The organism is Pseudomonas sp. SJZ080, assembly GCF_007828295.1.
Classification (GTDB): domain Bacteria; phylum Pseudomonadota; class Gammaproteobacteria; order Pseudomonadales; family Pseudomonadaceae; genus Aquipseudomonas; species Aquipseudomonas migulae_A.
Window position 1 is genome coordinate 60,016 of record NZ_VIUK01000005.1, and the last position, 15,483, is coordinate 75,498.

The following is a 15,483-nucleotide window of genomic DNA, read 5'->3' on the forward strand; positions in this document are numbered from 1 at the left end:
AGCCCGCCTTGTGCGGGTTTTTTTATGCCCAGGAGGCAACATGTCCCTCGTACTTCAATTGCGTAGCGAACGCGCCAAACTCAATGAGTCGCTTCAGGCTCTGGCAAAGCTTGAGTCTGGCGGTGAAACCCTCTCAGCTGAGCAGCTGACTCAATTCACCAGTCTGGAGGCTCAGTTCAATGCGCTGACTGACAAGATCAGTCGAGCGGAACAGGCCGAGAAAATGGCCGCCGCCAGTGCGGTCCCGGTAAACGAGTTGGCGAAAGGCCGTACTAACCATTCACCAGGTTACATTTCTGAGTCGGGTCCAGCTGGTGCACCAGGTGTGCGTATGGCTCAGATGGTCCGTTTGTTGGCCGCTGCGGGAGGCAATCAGCAGCAGGCCGCTCAAATGGCGGAACAAGGTGGTTTCTCCACTGATGTTGCCATGGCTCTGAGTACAGTGACGCCGGGTGCCGGCGGTGTATTGGTTCCTCAAAACTTTGCGACCGAGATCATTGAGGCTCTGCGCCCAATGTCGGTTGTGCGCAAGATGGGCACCCGAAGTCTGCCGTTGAACAACGGCAACCTGACCATGCCACGCATCACTGGCAACACCGTTGTGACCTACATCGGTACCGATACCGATATCCCGATCACTGGCATGACGTTCGCAGATACGAAGCTTTCCGCGAAAAAAGCGGCTGCGATTGTACCTATCTCAAATGACCTGATTGCCAACGCTGGCACCAGCCCGCGAACCGATGACATCGTTGTCAGCGACCTTGCGGTATCGATGGGACTCTCGGAAGACCTGCACTTTGTCCGGGCAGATGGCACGGGCTCGTTGCCCAAGGGCATGCGCTATTGGGCACAGGCATTCAACGTGTTGCCCGCTCCCGACACCGCTGGCATCACCCTGGAAAAAATTGACCTGTTCTGCGGCGGCATGATGCTTCGCATCGAAACGGCCAACGTGATGATGAAGGACTGCGGTTGGTTGATGCATCCGCGCGTGTTCCGTTGGTTGCAATCGCTGCGTGATGGCAACGGCAACAAGGCCTACCCGGAAATTGAACAGGGTCTGTTCAAGGGTTACCCGGTTGGTCTGAGCAACCAGATCCCGGTGAACCTTGGCGCGGGCAGCAACGAGACCGAATTCTACTTCGTCAACTTCGCCGACATGATGATCGGTGAGGACATGGACCTGACGATCTCGTTCAGTAGCGAGGCCTCGTACAAGGACTCCGAGGGGAACATGGTCAGCGCCTTCCAGCGTGACCAGACCCTGGTCAAGGTCATCGCCAAGCACGACTTCGGTCCGCGTCACGTGGAGTGCATCGTGGTCGCCGTCGCCGTGAAATGGGGCGCTGGCATGTAACTCTTTTGCCCCGCTTCGGCGGGGCTTTGCATATCTGAGGTTGAAGCGATGAGCGATAAAGTTGTTGTGCGGTTTCTGAAAGCCTGGCGCGGTTACTCGGCTGACGAGTTGGCCGGATTTGACCAAGAGGTTGCAGAAGGCCTGAAATCCAAGGGTTTTGCTGAGGCCTACGAAAAGCCAAAAGCCGGCAAGGCAGTGGCAGCCAAAACCGGTGGTGCAAAGGGAGCTGGTGAAACGGGCGCAGCAAACTCTTCCTCCGAGCCATCGGGTGCGGCGGAAACCGGTGCTGAAACTGGCAGCGATAACGCGGGTACCGATGACGACGCGAAGCCGTAAGTCATGGCCCGTCGAATCGAGTACTTCGGCGACCCTGCACTGACACTGGATCAGGTAGCTTTCCAGTGTCGGGTTGAACCGGAGGACATGGAGCCAGCGCTGATCGAGCAGATCATCATTCCCGGCGTCACTGCTCAGTGCGAATCGAAAACAGGTGCTGCAATTCGCGGTGCCGTTTACGAGGAGGAATGGCCAGCAGATCGGGTAAGTGGGCACGCCTTGGATGTGGGGCAGGCCAATGAGGTCGTCTCTATTTTCGCGCAACAATCAGACGGCACATGGTCCGAGGTGGTCGGACCGTTCGAACTGCGACAGGAGCAACGGGAGAGTTTTTTGTTCTTCCCCGCAGCTCGGCCCAGCGGTCGACTTCGCATTCGCTACAAGGCCGCGCTTGAGCTTGACCTTTATCCTGGTGTTCGCAACTGGCTGTTGATGGCTGCAGCGACAATTTACCGCCATCCGGAAATGTTTCTGGTGGGCCAGACCCTGGCCGAGCTGCCATCTACTTTTCTTGATCACCTGGTGGCCGAGGTCACCGTCCCGCCGAGGTTCTGAATATGGCGATGCGCGAGCCGAGCGCTGGTGAACTGGACCGGCGCATCACGTTGCGTTTGAGGTCGGACATTCCGGCGCCCGATCAGGGGCTCGATTCGTTGTTCACTGATCAGAAAAAACGGTGGGCAAAGATAGAGCCAGTCGGTACCGCCGTTTACGCCGCCGGGGTCCAGACCGATGTGAAGATCACTCACAGGGTGACCTTCTATTACCTGAAGGGTATTAGCGAGGCGCACGAAGTCGTTCACGGCGCAACGATTTACCGGGTGCGCAGGGTCGCGGACATGAACGGTAGTCGCCGATTCACCCTGCTTGAGGTTGAAGAACTCGGACCGGTGAAAGCCGCGGGAGGTATTTTTGTCTAACTCAGCTTCGATTGACGGCTACCTACACGTCGAGGGCTTCGACAAATTCGAGCGTGATGCCTTCGATAAGCGAAAAATCCGCGCTGCGATGCGTAAGGTCGGCCTGCTAGTCACGCAAAAGGCTCAGATGAACCTCGCGCTAGGGCATGGCCAGGATGGCTACCCGGTTAATCGTACCGGTGCCACTGTGGAGTCGATCAGCTTCAAGGTGTCCCGGTCGGGTTTTCTCGTTCGGATATCGCCTACTAAAACTTCGGCAATGGAAGCTTTCTATCCGGCCTACCTGCACTACGGCGTAAAGAAGGGCAAGAAGCTCGGAAAGTTGGCGCCCGGGAAGGGTAAGGGTAAATCGAATCGGCGTGCCCAGGGCGCGCGTGCCGCTGCTCTAGCCGAACGTGCGGCAGGTGAATGGAGAATCAAGCCTCGCGACAACTACATGGCAGATGCGCTGCAAGATTCGTCATCGCAGGTCGAGTTGATTTTGAAGGCTGGGTTCGCAGGAGCGTTGACGTGACTCCCCAAACCGCTTTGGGATAGGCTCACTGTTCTAACTACAGGGAGTTCCCTATGAAAGTGTTGACCTTACTCGCTCCTTTCGCCGTGTCGGCGCTGATGATGAATGCCAGCGCAGTCGAAGCTGCCGATAAGGCGCCAAGCGCTGCGATTGATCGCATTACGCTCATCTACCTGAACCACAAGATTTACCCGAATGGTTCTGTTCAGTGCGACTCGAAAGTGATTGGTGACCGCTCAATGATCGGATGCTGGAACGTCACGCTGAATGGCAAGAGTGCACCTCACATCTGGCTTTACGAGGCGGGTACCTTTAAGTCGGTGAATGGCAATGCTCGCCAAATGGCGGAGACAAAATTTTCCAACGAGTCCGATGTTGCAGTTATGAAGCTTCCGCTGCCAGCTGATATCGACATTGGGTCTGCTTTGGAAAGTTTCAAAAACGGCTAAAAGCCACCTCAAAAAAAGAACCTCGCTGATGCGGGGTTTTTTTATACCTGAGATTCGATCAATGAAATTGAACCCGATTGTTGCTCACCTACGAGCGACATGCCCCACCTTTGCCCGGCGCATTACCGGCGGCATTGATTGGGACGCCGTAGTGGAGAGTGCCCAGCTGGCCCTGCCCGCCGCCTATGTCATTGCTTCGGCAGACGCTGCGAGCCCGAGCAAAGCCCAGAACTCCGTCATCCAGGACATCACTGAGCAATTTGCTGTCGTTATTGTCCTGGACACCGGTGATGAGCGAGGCCAGCAAGACAATGATTTGTTGCATGACCTGCGGGCGGAGCTCTGGCGTGCGTTAGTTGGATGGTGCCCCGGACCCGACTACGACCCAATTGAATACGGCAAGGGAGCGCTGCTCCACATCAGTCGGGCGCGGGTGGTGTACCAGTTCACGTTCCTCTCGAGTTTCCAGCTCGGGCGGCACGGTGGCTACGGTGCTGGCGACCCAATCCCCCCCGCTGAAACCTGGCAAGAGCTGGTGCTTGATGGCTTGGCGCCGCTGGAAGGGGTGGATATGGACGTCGATTTTATCGACGTGTTTGTCGACCCGAACCTGTCCCCGAAAGGCCCTGACGGCCGTATCGAAATTAAAACCCGCGAGGATCTGCAACCGTGAAACGAATCTATCTGAAGCCGGTCGCCGGTCGGGCGTGCCCCGATCCCGACAAGGGTGGCGCCCTGCTGCCCGACAAAGGCGCGGACGTGCCGCACACCGTGTATTGGCAACGCCGGATTAGCGCGGGTGACGCGGTTCTGGCTGAGCCGGAAGACGTGCCGCTGGTCGAGACGCCGCCCGTGAAAAAGGGCGGCGCCAAAGCTGCCGCCGCTGCCAGCGCTGGGGGTGAGCAATGAGCGTCAGTTTTAACAATATCCCGTCTGATATCCGTGTCCCGCTGTTCTATGCCGAAGTCGATAACTCGATGGCCAACAGCGCCACGTCGACCCTGCGCCGGCTGATCGTCGGCCAGGTCAACGACGACGCCACCGACGACGATATCGGTCGCCTGGTGATGGTATCGCGCACTTCGCAAGCCATCGCCATAGCTGGTGCGGGCTCGATGTTGGCGGCCATGCACAAGCTGCACAAAGACATCGACGTGGCCGGCGAGGTGTGGTGTCTGCCGTTGCGGGTGACCACTGGTGTGTCAGCCAAGGCCACCGTTACCGTAACGGGCACCGCCACCCAAGCCGGTTTGCTTAACCTGTACGTGGCTGGCAAGCGCGTGCGCTCGATTGTGCCGGAGCAGGCGACCGCGACCGCCACGGCGGCGGCGCTGGCCACCGCGATCAATGAGGCGCGGGATCTGCCGGTTTCGGCGGTCGCGCTTGCCGGGGCGGTGACGCTGACCAGCAAGTTCAAGGGTGAGTTGGGCAACGACATTTCGTTGTCGCTGAATCGCCTGGGCCGCGTCAATGGCGAAATTACCCCGGCCGGCCTGACGGTGGCGGTCACGCCGATGGCTGACGGTGTCGGTACGCCGGATATGGCGGTGGCCTTGGCCGCCTTGGGCGACGAACCGTTCGAGTTCATTACCCAGCCATGGACGGATGCGTCCACCCTGGATGACTGGCGCGACGTGATGAACGACAGCACCGGCCGTTGGTCCTGGGCGAAACAGATTTACGGCCATGTCTACAGCGCCAAGCGCGGCAGCCTTGGCCAGTTGGCGGCGGCCGGGCGTTTGCGTAACGACCCGCACATCAGTATCGGCGGGATGGAGGCAAGCATTCCCCAGCCGGTCTGGGAAGTGGCGGCGCAGTTCGGTGCGCGTACGGCGGTGTTTATCAGCGCGGACCCGGCACGACCGACGCAAACGGGCGCCATGCCAGGGATCGACCCGGCGCCGTCGAGTGATCGCTTCCTGATCGATGAGGCACAAGCGTTGCTCGGCAGCGGTATCGCGACCTTCAACTATTCCGGCAGTTCGATGCGGATTCAGCGGGCCGTGACGACGTACCAGCGTAACGCCTATGACCAGCCTGATAACTCGTACATGGACAGCGAGCCGCTGCACCAGTCGGCGCACGTGCTGCGCTTCCTGCAAAACCGCATTACCAGCAAGTACGGCCGGCACAAGCTGGCCAATGACGGCACCAGCTTCGGCCCCGGCCAGGCCATCGTCACGCCGCTGGTGATTCGTGGCGAGCTGATCGCGGCCTATGGCGAGCTGGAGCGGATGGGCATCGTGGAGAACATGGAGCTGTTTAAGGCCAACCTGATCGTTGAGCGCGACGCGACCAACCCGAACCGCTTGAACGTGTTGTTTCCGCCGGATCTGGTCAATCAGTTGCGGGTGTTCGCGCTGCTGTATCAGTTCCGTTTGCAGTATTCCGAAGCGGCGTAAGCCGATCCAAGTAACAACTAAGCCCGCCCTGTGCGGGCTTTTTAGTGGGGGTTATTCATGGGCCAGAAAGTTGCTGGTACTTGTTACATCAAAGTGGACGGTGATCAGTTGGTGATTACCGGCGGCGTCGAAGTTCCGGCTTCGGACGTTAAGCGGGAAACCGTCGTCAAAGGTTACTTCAAGGAAGAGGACGTAACGCCTTTCGTCAAGGTGGATGCGATTAAAACCCCGGGCCTGGATCTTTCGAAGATTACCAAGGGTACTAACTTGACCGTAACCGCCGAGTTTAAAGACGGCAGTAGTTATGTGTTGAGCGGCGGTTATGCCGTAGACGACATCACCTTCACCGGTGATGACGGCAAGCTGAGTTTGAAATTTGAAGGCATTAGCGGGGATTGGCAGTAATGGAAAAGACAGAATTTAAACTCGCGGCCCCGATCCAGGCGCACGGCGAAGAAGTCAGCGTGTTGAACATCCGCCGCCCAACCGTGGCGGAGATTCGCGCGCTTAAGGTGCTGCCGTACACCCTCGGTGAAACCATGCTGCCGGTGCTGGACATGGAGGCCGCGTGTAAGTACCTGGCGATTTGCGCGGCGATTCCGGCCAGCTCGGTCAATCAGCTGGAGTTGTCCGACCTGAACACCCTGGCCTGGCAGGTGGTCGGTTTTTTCATGCCGAGCAATACGGAAGCCCCCACGACCTGATCGCGCTGGCTTATGACCTGGCGTACTTCTGGAAAACCGACCCTGAACTAATGATGGGTCGGCCTCTCGACGTGGTGTTTGAAAGTTACGACCACGCTTACAGGATCGTGCAAGAACAGCGGGTGGAATAATGGCCGATAAGTTTCAGTTAAAGGCGCTTATTACCGGCGTCGATAAACTGTCGCCCATGCTCCAGGGTGTTCGTAAAAATGCCATGGGGTTGCGTAAGCAACTTAATAGCACGGGCCTGGGCAACATCACGTTTATGGACGCTATTAAAGGCGGCGCTTTGGCGACCCCTTTTATTATGGGCGCCCAAGCGGCAATGGGCTTTGAAAGCGCCATGGCCGACGTTAAAAAAGTGGTCGACTTTAAAACGCCGGACCAGTTCAAGCAGATGAGCCAGGATGTTCTGGCGCTGTCTGAGCGGCTGCCGATGTCGGCCGAGGGTATCGCGGCCATTGTCGCGGCCGGTGGTCAGTCGGGCATTGCCCGCGACGAGCTGCAAGCGTTTGCCGAAGACGCAGTAAAAATGGGCGTGGCCTTCGACCAAACGGCCGAAGAATCCGGCTCGATGATGGCCAAGTGGCGAACCGCGTTTAAGTTGAGCCAGACGGATGTTGTCAGCCTGGCGGACAAGATCAACCAGTTGAGCAACACCGGAGCGGCCAGCACGGCGCAAATTTCCAAGATCGTTACGGCCATCGGCCCCCTGGGCGAAATAGCCGGGCTTAACGCTGGACAGATTGCGGCCATGGGTTCCGCCCTGGCGGGCGTGGGGATCGCAGAGGACGTCGCGGCGACGGGCATGAAAAACTTCGCCCTGACGCTGACGTCGGGCACGGCGGCGACCAAGGCGCAAAAGGAAGCGTTTAAGGCCTTGCGCCTGGATTCGGCGCAGATCGCCAAGGGCATGTCGACCGACTCCGAAGGCACCATTAACAAGGTGTTGAAGTCGATTGCGCATGTCGAAAAAAGCAAACAGGCCGCCGTTCTGACACAGCTGTTTGGCAAGGAATCGGTGGGGGCGATTGCGCCGCTGCTGACCAACTTGGACACCCTGCAAGCCAACTTCAAGATGGTCGGGGACCGTCAGCAATATGCCGGCTCGATGCAGAAAGAGTTTCAGTCGCGCTCGGAAACCACCGCCAACGCTGTGCAGCTGCTGAAAAACCGCGTCACCCGTTTGGGCATCGAGGTCGGTTCGGCATTGCTGCCACCGTTTAACGACTTCCTGAAAACGGTCGGGCCACTGATCACCAACGTGTCGAAGTTGGCCGGCGAACATCCGGGTTTGATCAAGGGTATTTTGGGCGCGGCGGTGGGCTTCACCGTGCTGCGCCTGGCGGTGATGGGCGGCACCGTGGCCATGACCATGTTCAACAACGTGACGAAGAAAAGCATTGTCGGCCTGGTGGTGCGCGGCATCGCCCTGGCGGCCGGCTTCCTGCTGGCCAATTGGTCGACGGTGGCGCCGTTTTTCCAGGCGGTGTGGGCCAAGATCGAAGCGCCTGCCATGCGGGTCTGGGGTTGGATGCAAGCGGCGTTCGAGTGGTCGCCGCTGGGCCAGGTCATCGAAAACTGGGAGCCCTTGAAAGCATTCTTCTTGCAGCTGTGGGAGCTGATCAAGGTGATGTCGGTGCCGTTCTTCGACTTCCTGGGCACGGTGTTCGACTGGTCGCCGATGGGCATGATCGTTAAGCACTGGTCGCCGATCACGGCCTTTTTTAAAGGCATCTGGGACAGCGTGCGGCCGTTCTTGGAACCGATCCTGAATTACTTCGGCGCTGGTGAAGGCGGCCCCGGGGTGATCGCCACGGCGACGGACAAGATCAAAGGGTGGACCGATCAACAACGCGACCTGAATGCCGGGGTGGGTGGCGGCGATGGCAGCTTTGTGCAGGCCGGTGCCGTGCAAAACGCCCAAGGGCTGCAAGCCCAGCGCAACCAAACCCAGGGCGGCGGGCTCGATCCGAAATCGCTGCTACGGGCGCCAGGCTCGCTTAACCAAATGGCGGCCGCTAATCAGCGCGCCAGTTTGGACGGCGCCCTGGTGATGCGGTTCGAGAACGCGCCGCCGGGTTTGAAAATGGAGTCGAGCCAAACCAATCAACCGGGCTTGCAAGTCAAGTCGCAGGTTGGTGTCCGCAGCTTATCGAAATAATAGGAACTCCCATGGCAGCGAAGACGTGGCGCGACGAGCTACAGCCGGCGTCGTTTCGGGGCGTGCCCTTTTGGGTCGACGACGACAGCGCCCCGGCTGGACGCCGGACCCAGCTACACGAGTACCCCCAGCGCAACAAACCGAAGGTAGAAGACCTGGGCGAAAAGACCCGGATCATTCAGTGGGCCGGCTTCGTCATTGGTGACGATTGCTTTTTTCAGCGTGACAACCTGCTGCACGCGCTGAACCAGCCCGGGGAAGGGATTCTGGTCCATCCCTGGTTTGGCCAGATGACCGTCACGGCGACCGATTGCAACGTGTCCCATCGTCGCCGCGACGGCGGCATGGTCATGTTTGATCTGACGTTTATCGAGGCGGGCGACAAGGGTTATCCGGCCGGCGTGCCGAACACAGCGCGGCAACTGGAGGACGAAAACGAAAGCCTGCTGGATTCGATTGTTGGCAAATACAAGGCAGCTATGGCCTTGGTCAACAAAGCGAAAATGAGCATCACCCAACTGCAAAACGGCATTGCCGGGGTGCAGATGGCGATTCAGCGGGAAATCAGCCAGATAACGGGCCTGGTCAGTTCCGTGGTGGCGCTGGCGGACATGGTGATGAATTTCCCCGACAACCTGTCGTCGATGTTGCGGGCGCAGTTTTCCAGCATGACCGGGGAGTTCGACCGTTTCAGTTCGTCCAAGCGCGAGGCCAGTAGCCAGGTCGAAAGCGCCCAGGCCATCGCCGCCTTGCCGCCGCCATCTGGTGGCGCGGCGACGGTGGCAGCGGTGCAGGCGACCCGGGATCTGGTGCGCGAAATCCTGATCGTCTACGCCGTGCGGGTGGTGTCGGCCATGCCGATCGTTCTGCCCCCAGCGGCGCTGCCGGGCGTGCCCACGGTGGCGCAGCAAACGGCGCTGCCCATCGAGCGCCCCGAGGTGCCGACCGCTGACGAGGTTCTGGCGCTGCGTGACGCCCTGGTGGCGGTGTTGTGGGAGGCGGCGCTAGTGGCGCCCTTTGAGCACTTCGAACGGCTGCAAAGCGTGCGCAAGCTCGTTAAGGAGCATTTGACCGCCGTGGCCCAGGCCAGCGTGCGCATGGTGGCGGTGACGCCTAAGCAAAGTTTGCCGGCGTTGGTGCTGGCCTATCAGCAGTTTGGCGACGCCACCCGCGCGGCCGAAATCGTTACGCGTAACAAAATCACGCACCCCGGTTTCTTGCCGCCGTTGCCGCTGCAAGTCGCCCAGGAGTAAGCCCCCATGCAAGACAACAATGCTGTGACGCTGAGCGTCAACGGCCTGGATTATGGCGGCTGGAAGAAAGTCAGCATCAGCGCCGGCATCGAGCGCCAGTGTCGAGACTTCACCCTCGACATCAGTTGGTCACCCGATGGCCCATCGACCATGGTGCCGGTGCCAATCAAGCAGGGCGACCGTGCCCAGGTGCGCATCGGCCAGGATCTGGTGTTGACCGGCTACGTCTTTGCTACGCCGATCCGCTATGACGCCAATCAAATTACCCGGGGCATGGGCGGGCGTTCCAAACCGGCGGATCTGGTCGACAGCGCGGCGATCAATCAGCCCGGGCAATGGAGCGGGCAAAGCATGCAGGCCATCGTCCAGGCGCTGGCGGGTGAGTACGGCATTCAGGTCATCAGCCAGGTGACCGAGACGTCGCAAATCTCCGAGCACACCATCGAGCCCGGCGAGACGGTGTTCGAATCCATCGACCGGCTGTTGACCCTGTCGCGCTTGCTGTCCACGGATGACGAATACGGGCGCCTGGTGATCATCGAGCCCGGCAGCGGCGGCCGCACCTTCGACCGTCTGGAGTTGGGCGAAAACGTGCTGGAAGGCTCGATGGGGGCGGACTTTTCCGGGGTGTTTTCGGAATACCGCGTGGTCGGCCAGCGCAAACGCAAGGACGACGAAGACGGCGCCGAGGCGTCCGAGGTGCAGGCCCGTGTCACCGACCCCAGGTCGCCGCGTAAGCGGGTGCTGCTTATTCAGGAGAGCGGCCAAATGACCACCGAGCTGGCCGAGGCGCGGGCCAACTGGGAGCGCGGCAACCGCATCGGCAAAGCCTTGATGGTGCAGTACACCGTCCAGGGCTGGCGGCAATCGAACGGCGCGCTGTGGAAGGTCAACACCATCGTGCGCGTGGTGGATGCGCTGCTGGGCCTGGACCGGGACATGTTGATCAGCGAAATCGAATACAGCCTGGACGAAGGCGGCACGCTGTCGCACATCACGGTCGGCCCGATTGAGGCCTTTCTACCCGAACCGAAAGACCCGCACAAAGCCCGCAAGCTCAAGAAGGGCGGCAAGGCGGACAACTTCGAATACCTGATCCCGGCTGACTGGAAACCCGAATAATGAACCTGAAAAATCTGCTGTCACGCGGCGTTGTGGTGCTGGTCAATGCGGCCAGCAAAATGCAAGGGATGCAGGTCAAGTTGCTGGCCAACGAAGTCAAAGACGGCATGGAGCACTTCGAGGCCTACGGCTTCACGTCCAACCCGCTGCCCGGCGCCGAGGTGCTGGCGGCGTTCTTCGGCGGCGACCGTTCCCACGGGGTGATTCTCTGTGCCGGCGACCGCCGGTTTCGCCTGCAAGGCATGGAGTCGGGCGAGGTCGCCTTGTACACCGACGAGGGCGACAAGATCCACCTTAAGCGCAATCGGGTGATCGAGGTCGAAACCGTGACGTTCAAGGTCAAGGCGACGGAGGCGGTCGAGTTCGATACGCCTGTGATTCGCACCACCGGGCGGATTGAATCGGATGACGATCAGGTGGCCGGTGGCATCAGCCAGATGCAGCACGGACACGACGGGGTCGAGCACGGCGACGACGTCAGCGGCCCGCCCGTGGCGGCTGCACCATGACCCTGATCAATGAAGACCTGACCGAAAGCGCCTGGCGCCGCGCGGCCGTCGTCAGCTTGTTGACCTGGCGCCGGGCCGGGCCGGATGACCCGCTGGACGACGGCGAGCTGTACGGCTGGTGGGGGGACAGTTACCCGAGCGTCACCAATGACCGCATTGGCTCGCGCCTGTACCTGTTGCGCCGTCGTTCGCTGACCGCGCAAACCGAACGTGACGCCCAAACCTACGCCCGTGAGGCGCTGAAATGGATGCTCGACGACGGCCGCGTCACTGACGTGGCGATCACCACCGAGCGCACCACCGACCGCCTGAACATGCGGGTGCTGCTGACCTTTCGCGATGGCGCCACGCTCGAACTTTTCCTCGACGATCTTTGGCAGGTGATCCATGCCGTTTAATACCCCTTCACTGCCGGCGCTGATCACGCGCGCCCAGGGCGATCTGGCGGGCTCCAGCGCCTTGCTGCGCTCCGACGCCGAGGTATTGGCTCGTGTCAACGGCGCCGCCGCTTATGGCCGCTATGGGCATCAGGCCTACATTGCCGAACAGATCCTGCCGGACACGGCCGACGAGAACACGCTGCGTCGTATGGCGCGGGCGCGCCTCAAGCGTGACCAGTTGCCGGCGGTGTCCGCGCAAGGTCCGGCCGGGTTTATCGGCTCGGCCGGCCGGGTGCTCGATGCCGGCACCTTGTTGCGCCGCGATGACGGCCAGCAGTTCCGCGTGCTGTTACCCGTAACGCTGACCGGTTCGGCCGGCGTTGCCCAACTCCAGGCGGTCACGCCCGGCCAGGCCGGCAACACGCCGGCCGGCACCACGCTGCGCACGGTGTCGCCGGTCCTGGGCGTCTCCGACACCTTTACCGTGCAAGCGCCTGGCCTGACCGCCGGCAGCGAACAAGAAAGCCTCGAAGCGTTGCGCGCGCGGGTGGTTCGTTCCTATCGGCTGGTGCCGCATGGCGGCAACAAAACCGATTACGAAACCTGGGCGTTGGAGGTGCCCGGAGTGACGCGTGCCTGGCTAATCCGGCGCTGGGCTGGTCCTGGCACGGTGGCGGTGTTCATCGCCCGGGACGGCGATATCGACCCCATCCCATCACCCGAAGCGCTGCAACAGGCTTTCGACTACATCGAAAGCGAATGTCCGGTCACGGCCGAGCTGTACGTGTTGCCGCCGGTCGAGAAGCCGGTGCAATACGAAATCAAGCTGACCCCCGACAGCGGCGTCGTCAGGTCGGCCGTGGAGGCGGCGCTGGTGGATCTGCATCAGCGCGAATCTGACCTCGGTGTCGGCCTGCTGCTGACACACATCCGCGAAGCGATCAGCGGCGCGGCCGGCGAGAAGGATCACCAGTTATTGAACCTGTTCGAGGACGTGCCGGCGGCGCGCAATGAGCTGCTGACCTTTGGGGGCATCCTGTGGAGATAAGAGCCGCAAGTGACTATTACGCGCAACTGGTGGCCCTGTTGCCGCCGGGGCCGGCGTGGGACGTGGAACTGCTGCCGGAACTGCGCGACGTGCTGTTAGGCACCGCCCAGGAGCTGGCTCGCGAGGATCTGCGTTTGTCCGATCTGTTTAACGAGATGTTTCCCGACACGGTGCGCGAACTGGTGCCGGACTGGGAGCGGGTGATGGATCTGCCCGACCCGTGCTTGGGTGAAAACCCGGCGTTTGAGGATCGCCAGTTAGCGGTGCGCCGGCGCCTGGTCGAGGTCGGCGGGCAAAGCCGGGCGTTCTTTATCCAGTTGGCCATTAGTCAGGGTTACCCCGAGGCGAGCATTACCGAGCGTCGCGCGCCGAGGTTCGGCCGCTCACGCTTCGGTCGCGCGCACTTCGGCACTTGGTCGGCACAGTTTATGTGGACGCTCAACACTGGCCCGCGCCGCCGCCTGGGCCGTCGCTTTGGCGCCAGTTTTTGGGGGGAGCGCTTTGGGATGAACCCGAACGGCGCGCTCGAGTGCGTGATTCGCCGGGCAGCCCCGGCGCACGCGCTGGAATTTATCAATTATGGGGAAGGTGTGTAGATGGATTATCCGAAAAGTGTGCCCGGCGTTGGCTTGGTCGACGGCAAGTTTATTGATGAAAACACCACGACCGGACAGGTCGGCTCGCTGATCCCGTGCGGTTGGGGTAATGCGGTCACGGACGAGCTGTTGAACGTGATCCGTGCCGGCGGTGAAGAGCCGGTCGAGGGCGAACATGACCAACTGGTGGCGGCCATTCGCGCCATTGTGCTGGACACCATTCCCGAAGAGGAGATTCGCACCACGCTGGCCGCGTACGGCATCACCGACGCGTACACCAAGGCGGTGACCTACACCAAAACCGAGATTGAAGACCTGCTGAAAAACCTGTCGGCGCTGCCGGTGGGGGCCATGGTGCCGTTTCCTAAAGGCACGGTGCCGACGGGTTTCCTTGAGGTGGATGGTAGCGTGCAGAGCAGTGCCACCTATCCAGACTTGTCGGCCTACCTGGGGACCACTTACAACATCGGCGGCGAAGGTGCTGGCAATTTCCGTTTGCCGGACTCGCGCGGTGAGTTCTTCCGGGGCTGGGACCATGGGCGCGGGGTCGATGCTGGTCGCGCGCTGGGCTCTTATCAGCTCGACGCAATGCAAGGCCACTGGCACGAGAACTGGTACGCGGTTGGTGGGCGGAGTGGCGCGACCTTTAGTGACGGCTTCGACGTCCCGGCTGACACCAAGGACAATCGTGGGGCCAATTACACGCGAGCGCGAAACCCTATTTCGGATGGCGTGAATGGTGCTCCGCGCACGGCCTCAGAAACCCGCCCGCGAAACGTGGCGGTGATGTGGTGCATCAAGGCCTGGAACGCTCCGGTCAATCAGGGGAGCATCGACATCGCGGCGTTGGCAGCGTTGGCGGCTCAGGCAACCGAAATCAATCAAGGGACGGCCAAGGTCGCCACGGCGGCGCAAATGCTCGACAGCGCCAACGATGTGGTGATGGCGACGCCGAAAAAGCTGCGTTTGGGGTTTGCCGCGAGCCTGACGCCTAACGGTTACATGGTCTTCCCGTCGTGGCTGGGCGGCCTTGTGGTTCAGTGGGGGCTGTCGGCGTCTATTCCTGACGACTCGAAGATCACCGTGCCATTCAATCTTCAATTTCCCACGGAGGCATTCGCGGTGATTGTAAGTAACCAGCAGCCTACGGTTGTAAACGGGGCTTGGGTTGGGTTTGTCGATACGATCTCGCCCAGCTCTTTTGTCGCCGGGGCAGATGATGTGGGCAGCTCAACGGGCACGCCGATCAAGGTGTTTTGGGTAGCGTTTGGCCGATAAGGGGAAAGGCAATATATGAAAAGGTTCTATAGCCAATCTACGGGATGCACTTACTTAAGTGGAATTAGTCCTGAGATGCCAGAAGATGCAGTAGAAATCAGTGAGTCGGTTTTCCTCAGTGTGATTGCGCGTCCGGTGCCGGGTAAAGTTCGCGCGCACGATGCAGCAGGGCAGCCGTTGTTAATTGATCCGCCCGGGCTGACAGCTGAGCAAATTGCCGCCAATGAGCGCACCTGGCGGAACGCTGAAGTGGCCTCGATGGTTTGGTTGCGCGACCGCCATCGTGATCAGCTCGAAATCAGCGCCAACACAACGCTGACGGCTGAGCAGTTCACGGAGCTGCTGGTGTACATGCAGGCCCTGCGCGACTGGCCTCAGTCGCCAGACTTTCCTGAGAACCAGCACCGGCCAACGCCGCCGGTGTGGATCGCCGAACAGCCCCAATAAA

General features: G+C 60.6%; 20 protein-coding genes. All 20 read left to right on the forward strand.

Translation table 11 applies throughout. The features are described 5' to 3' along the window. Positions 1-40 precede the first annotated feature (40 nt). Positions 41-1,360: a phage major capsid protein gene (locus tag FBY04_RS09135; protein WP_145315034.1), complete on the forward strand. Its 1,320-nt coding sequence runs from the start codon at positions 41-43 to the stop codon at positions 1,358-1,360. Positions 1,361-1,408: 48 nt separating this feature from the next. Beyond that, positions 1,409-1,696 carry a hypothetical protein gene (locus FBY04_RS09140; protein ID WP_178118270.1) on the forward strand — a complete coding sequence of 96 codons (288 nt, stop codon included), beginning with the start codon at positions 1,409-1,411 and terminating at the stop codon, positions 1,694-1,696. A gap of 3 nt (positions 1,697-1,699) precedes the next feature. Then, entirely contained in the window at positions 1,700-2,251 is a 552-nt protein-coding gene (locus FBY04_RS09145) for a hypothetical protein (RefSeq protein WP_145315035.1), read from the forward strand. 2 nt (positions 2,252-2,253) lie between these two features. Next, the gene (locus FBY04_RS09150) at positions 2,254-2,616 is read left to right on the forward strand and encodes a phage head closure protein (RefSeq protein WP_145315036.1); all 363 of its coding nucleotides are present in this window, start codon (positions 2,254-2,256) and stop codon (positions 2,614-2,616) included. After that, the gene (locus tag FBY04_RS09155; RefSeq protein WP_145315037.1) at positions 2,609-3,130 is read left to right on the forward strand and encodes a hypothetical protein; all 522 of its coding nucleotides are present in this window, start codon (positions 2,609-2,611) and stop codon (positions 3,128-3,130) included. Before FBY04_RS09150 ends, FBY04_RS09155 begins: the two co-directional genes overlap by 8 nt. 53 nt (positions 3,131-3,183) lie before the next feature. Further along, complete coding sequence (locus FBY04_RS09160; protein WP_145315038.1) at positions 3,184-3,579, forward strand: hypothetical protein; 396 nt, start codon at positions 3,184-3,186, stop codon at positions 3,577-3,579. A gap of 61 nt (positions 3,580-3,640) precedes the next feature. After that, on the forward strand, positions 3,641-4,252 hold the full coding sequence (locus FBY04_RS09165) for a hypothetical protein (protein WP_145315039.1): 612 nt from the start codon (positions 3,641-3,643) through the stop codon (positions 4,250-4,252). Next, positions 4,249-4,488, forward strand: coding sequence for a DUF2635 domain-containing protein (locus FBY04_RS09170; RefSeq protein ID WP_256666821.1), 240 nt, complete (start codon positions 4,249-4,251; stop codon positions 4,486-4,488). The genes FBY04_RS09165 and FBY04_RS09170 overlap by 4 nt, the downstream gene beginning before the upstream one ends. Beyond that, positions 4,485-5,981 (forward strand): phage tail sheath subtilisin-like domain-containing protein, encoded by a 1,497-nt coding sequence (locus FBY04_RS09175; RefSeq protein WP_145315040.1) that lies wholly within the window; start codon positions 4,485-4,487, stop codon positions 5,979-5,981. Before FBY04_RS09170 ends, FBY04_RS09175 begins: the two co-directional genes overlap by 4 nt. Positions 5,982-6,038: 57 nt before the next feature. Next, on the forward strand, positions 6,039-6,386 hold the full coding sequence (locus FBY04_RS09180; RefSeq protein WP_145315041.1) for a phage tail tube protein: 348 nt from the start codon (positions 6,039-6,041) through the stop codon (positions 6,384-6,386). After that, positions 6,386-6,685: a phage tail assembly protein gene (locus FBY04_RS09185; protein WP_145315042.1), complete on the forward strand. Its 300-nt coding sequence runs from the start codon at positions 6,386-6,388 to the stop codon at positions 6,683-6,685. The genes FBY04_RS09180 and FBY04_RS09185 overlap by 1 nt, the downstream gene beginning before the upstream one ends. A gap of 130 nt (positions 6,686-6,815) precedes the next feature. Then, positions 6,816-8,849, forward strand: a complete 2,034-nt coding sequence (locus FBY04_RS09195) for a phage tail tape measure protein (RefSeq protein WP_145315044.1) — start codon at positions 6,816-6,818, stop codon at positions 8,847-8,849. 11 nt (positions 8,850-8,860) lie between these two features. Further along, positions 8,861-10,102, forward strand: coding sequence for a DNA circularization protein (locus FBY04_RS09200; RefSeq protein WP_145315045.1), 1,242 nt, complete (start codon positions 8,861-8,863; stop codon positions 10,100-10,102). Positions 10,103-10,108: 6 nt separating this feature from the next. After that, on the forward strand, positions 10,109-11,224 hold the full coding sequence (locus FBY04_RS09205; RefSeq protein WP_145315046.1) for a phage baseplate assembly protein: 1,116 nt from the start codon (positions 10,109-10,111) through the stop codon (positions 11,222-11,224). Beyond that, entirely contained in the window at positions 11,224-11,733 is a 510-nt protein-coding gene (locus FBY04_RS09210; RefSeq protein WP_145315047.1) for a phage baseplate assembly protein V, read from the forward strand. Before FBY04_RS09205 ends, FBY04_RS09210 begins: the two co-directional genes overlap by 1 nt. Before the next feature lie 2 nt (positions 11,734-11,735). Then, complete coding sequence (locus FBY04_RS09215; protein ID WP_371927732.1) at positions 11,736-12,131, forward strand: phage GP46 family protein; 396 nt, start codon at positions 11,736-11,738, stop codon at positions 12,129-12,131. Further along, positions 12,121-13,161 carry a baseplate J/gp47 family protein gene (locus FBY04_RS09220; protein WP_145315049.1) on the forward strand — a complete coding sequence of 347 codons (1,041 nt, stop codon included), beginning with the start codon at positions 12,121-12,123 and terminating at the stop codon, positions 13,159-13,161. The genes FBY04_RS09215 and FBY04_RS09220 overlap by 11 nt, the downstream gene beginning before the upstream one ends. After that, positions 13,152-13,757 (forward strand): YmfQ family protein, encoded by a 606-nt coding sequence (locus tag FBY04_RS09225; protein ID WP_145315050.1) that lies wholly within the window; start codon positions 13,152-13,154, stop codon positions 13,755-13,757. The genes FBY04_RS09220 and FBY04_RS09225 overlap by 10 nt, the downstream gene beginning before the upstream one ends. Then, entirely contained in the window at positions 13,758-15,035 is a 1,278-nt protein-coding gene (locus FBY04_RS09230; protein ID WP_145315051.1) for a phage tail protein, read from the forward strand. It abuts the gene before it with no gap. Positions 15,036-15,050: 15 nt separating this feature from the next. After that, complete coding sequence (locus tag FBY04_RS09235) at positions 15,051-15,482, forward strand: phage tail assembly chaperone (RefSeq protein ID WP_256666822.1); 432 nt, start codon at positions 15,051-15,053, stop codon at positions 15,480-15,482. Position 15,483 lies beyond the last annotated feature (1 nt).

What these genes read in the sequence shown, in the direction of transcription:
- FBY04_RS09180 (WP_145315041.1), top strand. Translation starts at nt 6,039, where the DNA reads ATGGGCCAGAAAGTTGCTGGTACTTGTTACATCAAAGTGGACGGTGAT.
- FBY04_RS09230 (WP_145315051.1), top strand. Translation starts at nt 13,758, where the DNA reads ATGGATTATCCGAAAAGTGTGCCCGGCGTTGGCTTGGTCGACGGCAAG.
- FBY04_RS09165 (WP_145315039.1), top strand. Translation starts at nt 3,641, where the DNA reads ATGAAATTGAACCCGATTGTTGCTCACCTACGAGCGACATGCCCCACC.
- FBY04_RS09150 (WP_145315036.1), top strand. Translation starts at nt 2,254, where the DNA reads ATGGCGATGCGCGAGCCGAGCGCTGGTGAACTGGACCGGCGCATCACG.
- FBY04_RS09195 (WP_145315044.1), top strand. Translation starts at nt 6,816, where the DNA reads ATGGCCGATAAGTTTCAGTTAAAGGCGCTTATTACCGGCGTCGATAAA.
- FBY04_RS09205 (WP_145315046.1), top strand. Translation starts at nt 10,109, where the DNA reads ATGCAAGACAACAATGCTGTGACGCTGAGCGTCAACGGCCTGGATTAT.
- FBY04_RS09140 (WP_178118270.1), top strand. Translation starts at nt 1,409, where the DNA reads ATGAGCGATAAAGTTGTTGTGCGGTTTCTGAAAGCCTGGCGCGGTTAC.
- FBY04_RS09220 (WP_145315049.1), top strand. Translation starts at nt 12,121, where the DNA reads ATGCCGTTTAATACCCCTTCACTGCCGGCGCTGATCACGCGCGCCCAG.
- FBY04_RS09160 (WP_145315038.1), top strand. Translation starts at nt 3,184, where the DNA reads ATGAAAGTGTTGACCTTACTCGCTCCTTTCGCCGTGTCGGCGCTGATG.
- FBY04_RS09200 (WP_145315045.1), top strand. Translation starts at nt 8,861, where the DNA reads ATGGCAGCGAAGACGTGGCGCGACGAGCTACAGCCGGCGTCGTTTCGG.
- FBY04_RS09135 (WP_145315034.1), top strand. Translation starts at nt 41, where the DNA reads ATGTCCCTCGTACTTCAATTGCGTAGCGAACGCGCCAAACTCAATGAG.
- FBY04_RS09185 (WP_145315042.1), top strand. Translation starts at nt 6,386, where the DNA reads ATGGAAAAGACAGAATTTAAACTCGCGGCCCCGATCCAGGCGCACGGC.
- FBY04_RS09235 (WP_256666822.1), top strand. Translation starts at nt 15,051, where the DNA reads ATGAAAAGGTTCTATAGCCAATCTACGGGATGCACTTACTTAAGTGGA.
- FBY04_RS09175 (WP_145315040.1), top strand. Translation starts at nt 4,485, where the DNA reads ATGAGCGTCAGTTTTAACAATATCCCGTCTGATATCCGTGTCCCGCTG.
- FBY04_RS09210 (WP_145315047.1), top strand. Translation starts at nt 11,224, where the DNA reads ATGAACCTGAAAAATCTGCTGTCACGCGGCGTTGTGGTGCTGGTCAAT.
- FBY04_RS09145 (WP_145315035.1), top strand. Translation starts at nt 1,700, where the DNA reads ATGGCCCGTCGAATCGAGTACTTCGGCGACCCTGCACTGACACTGGAT.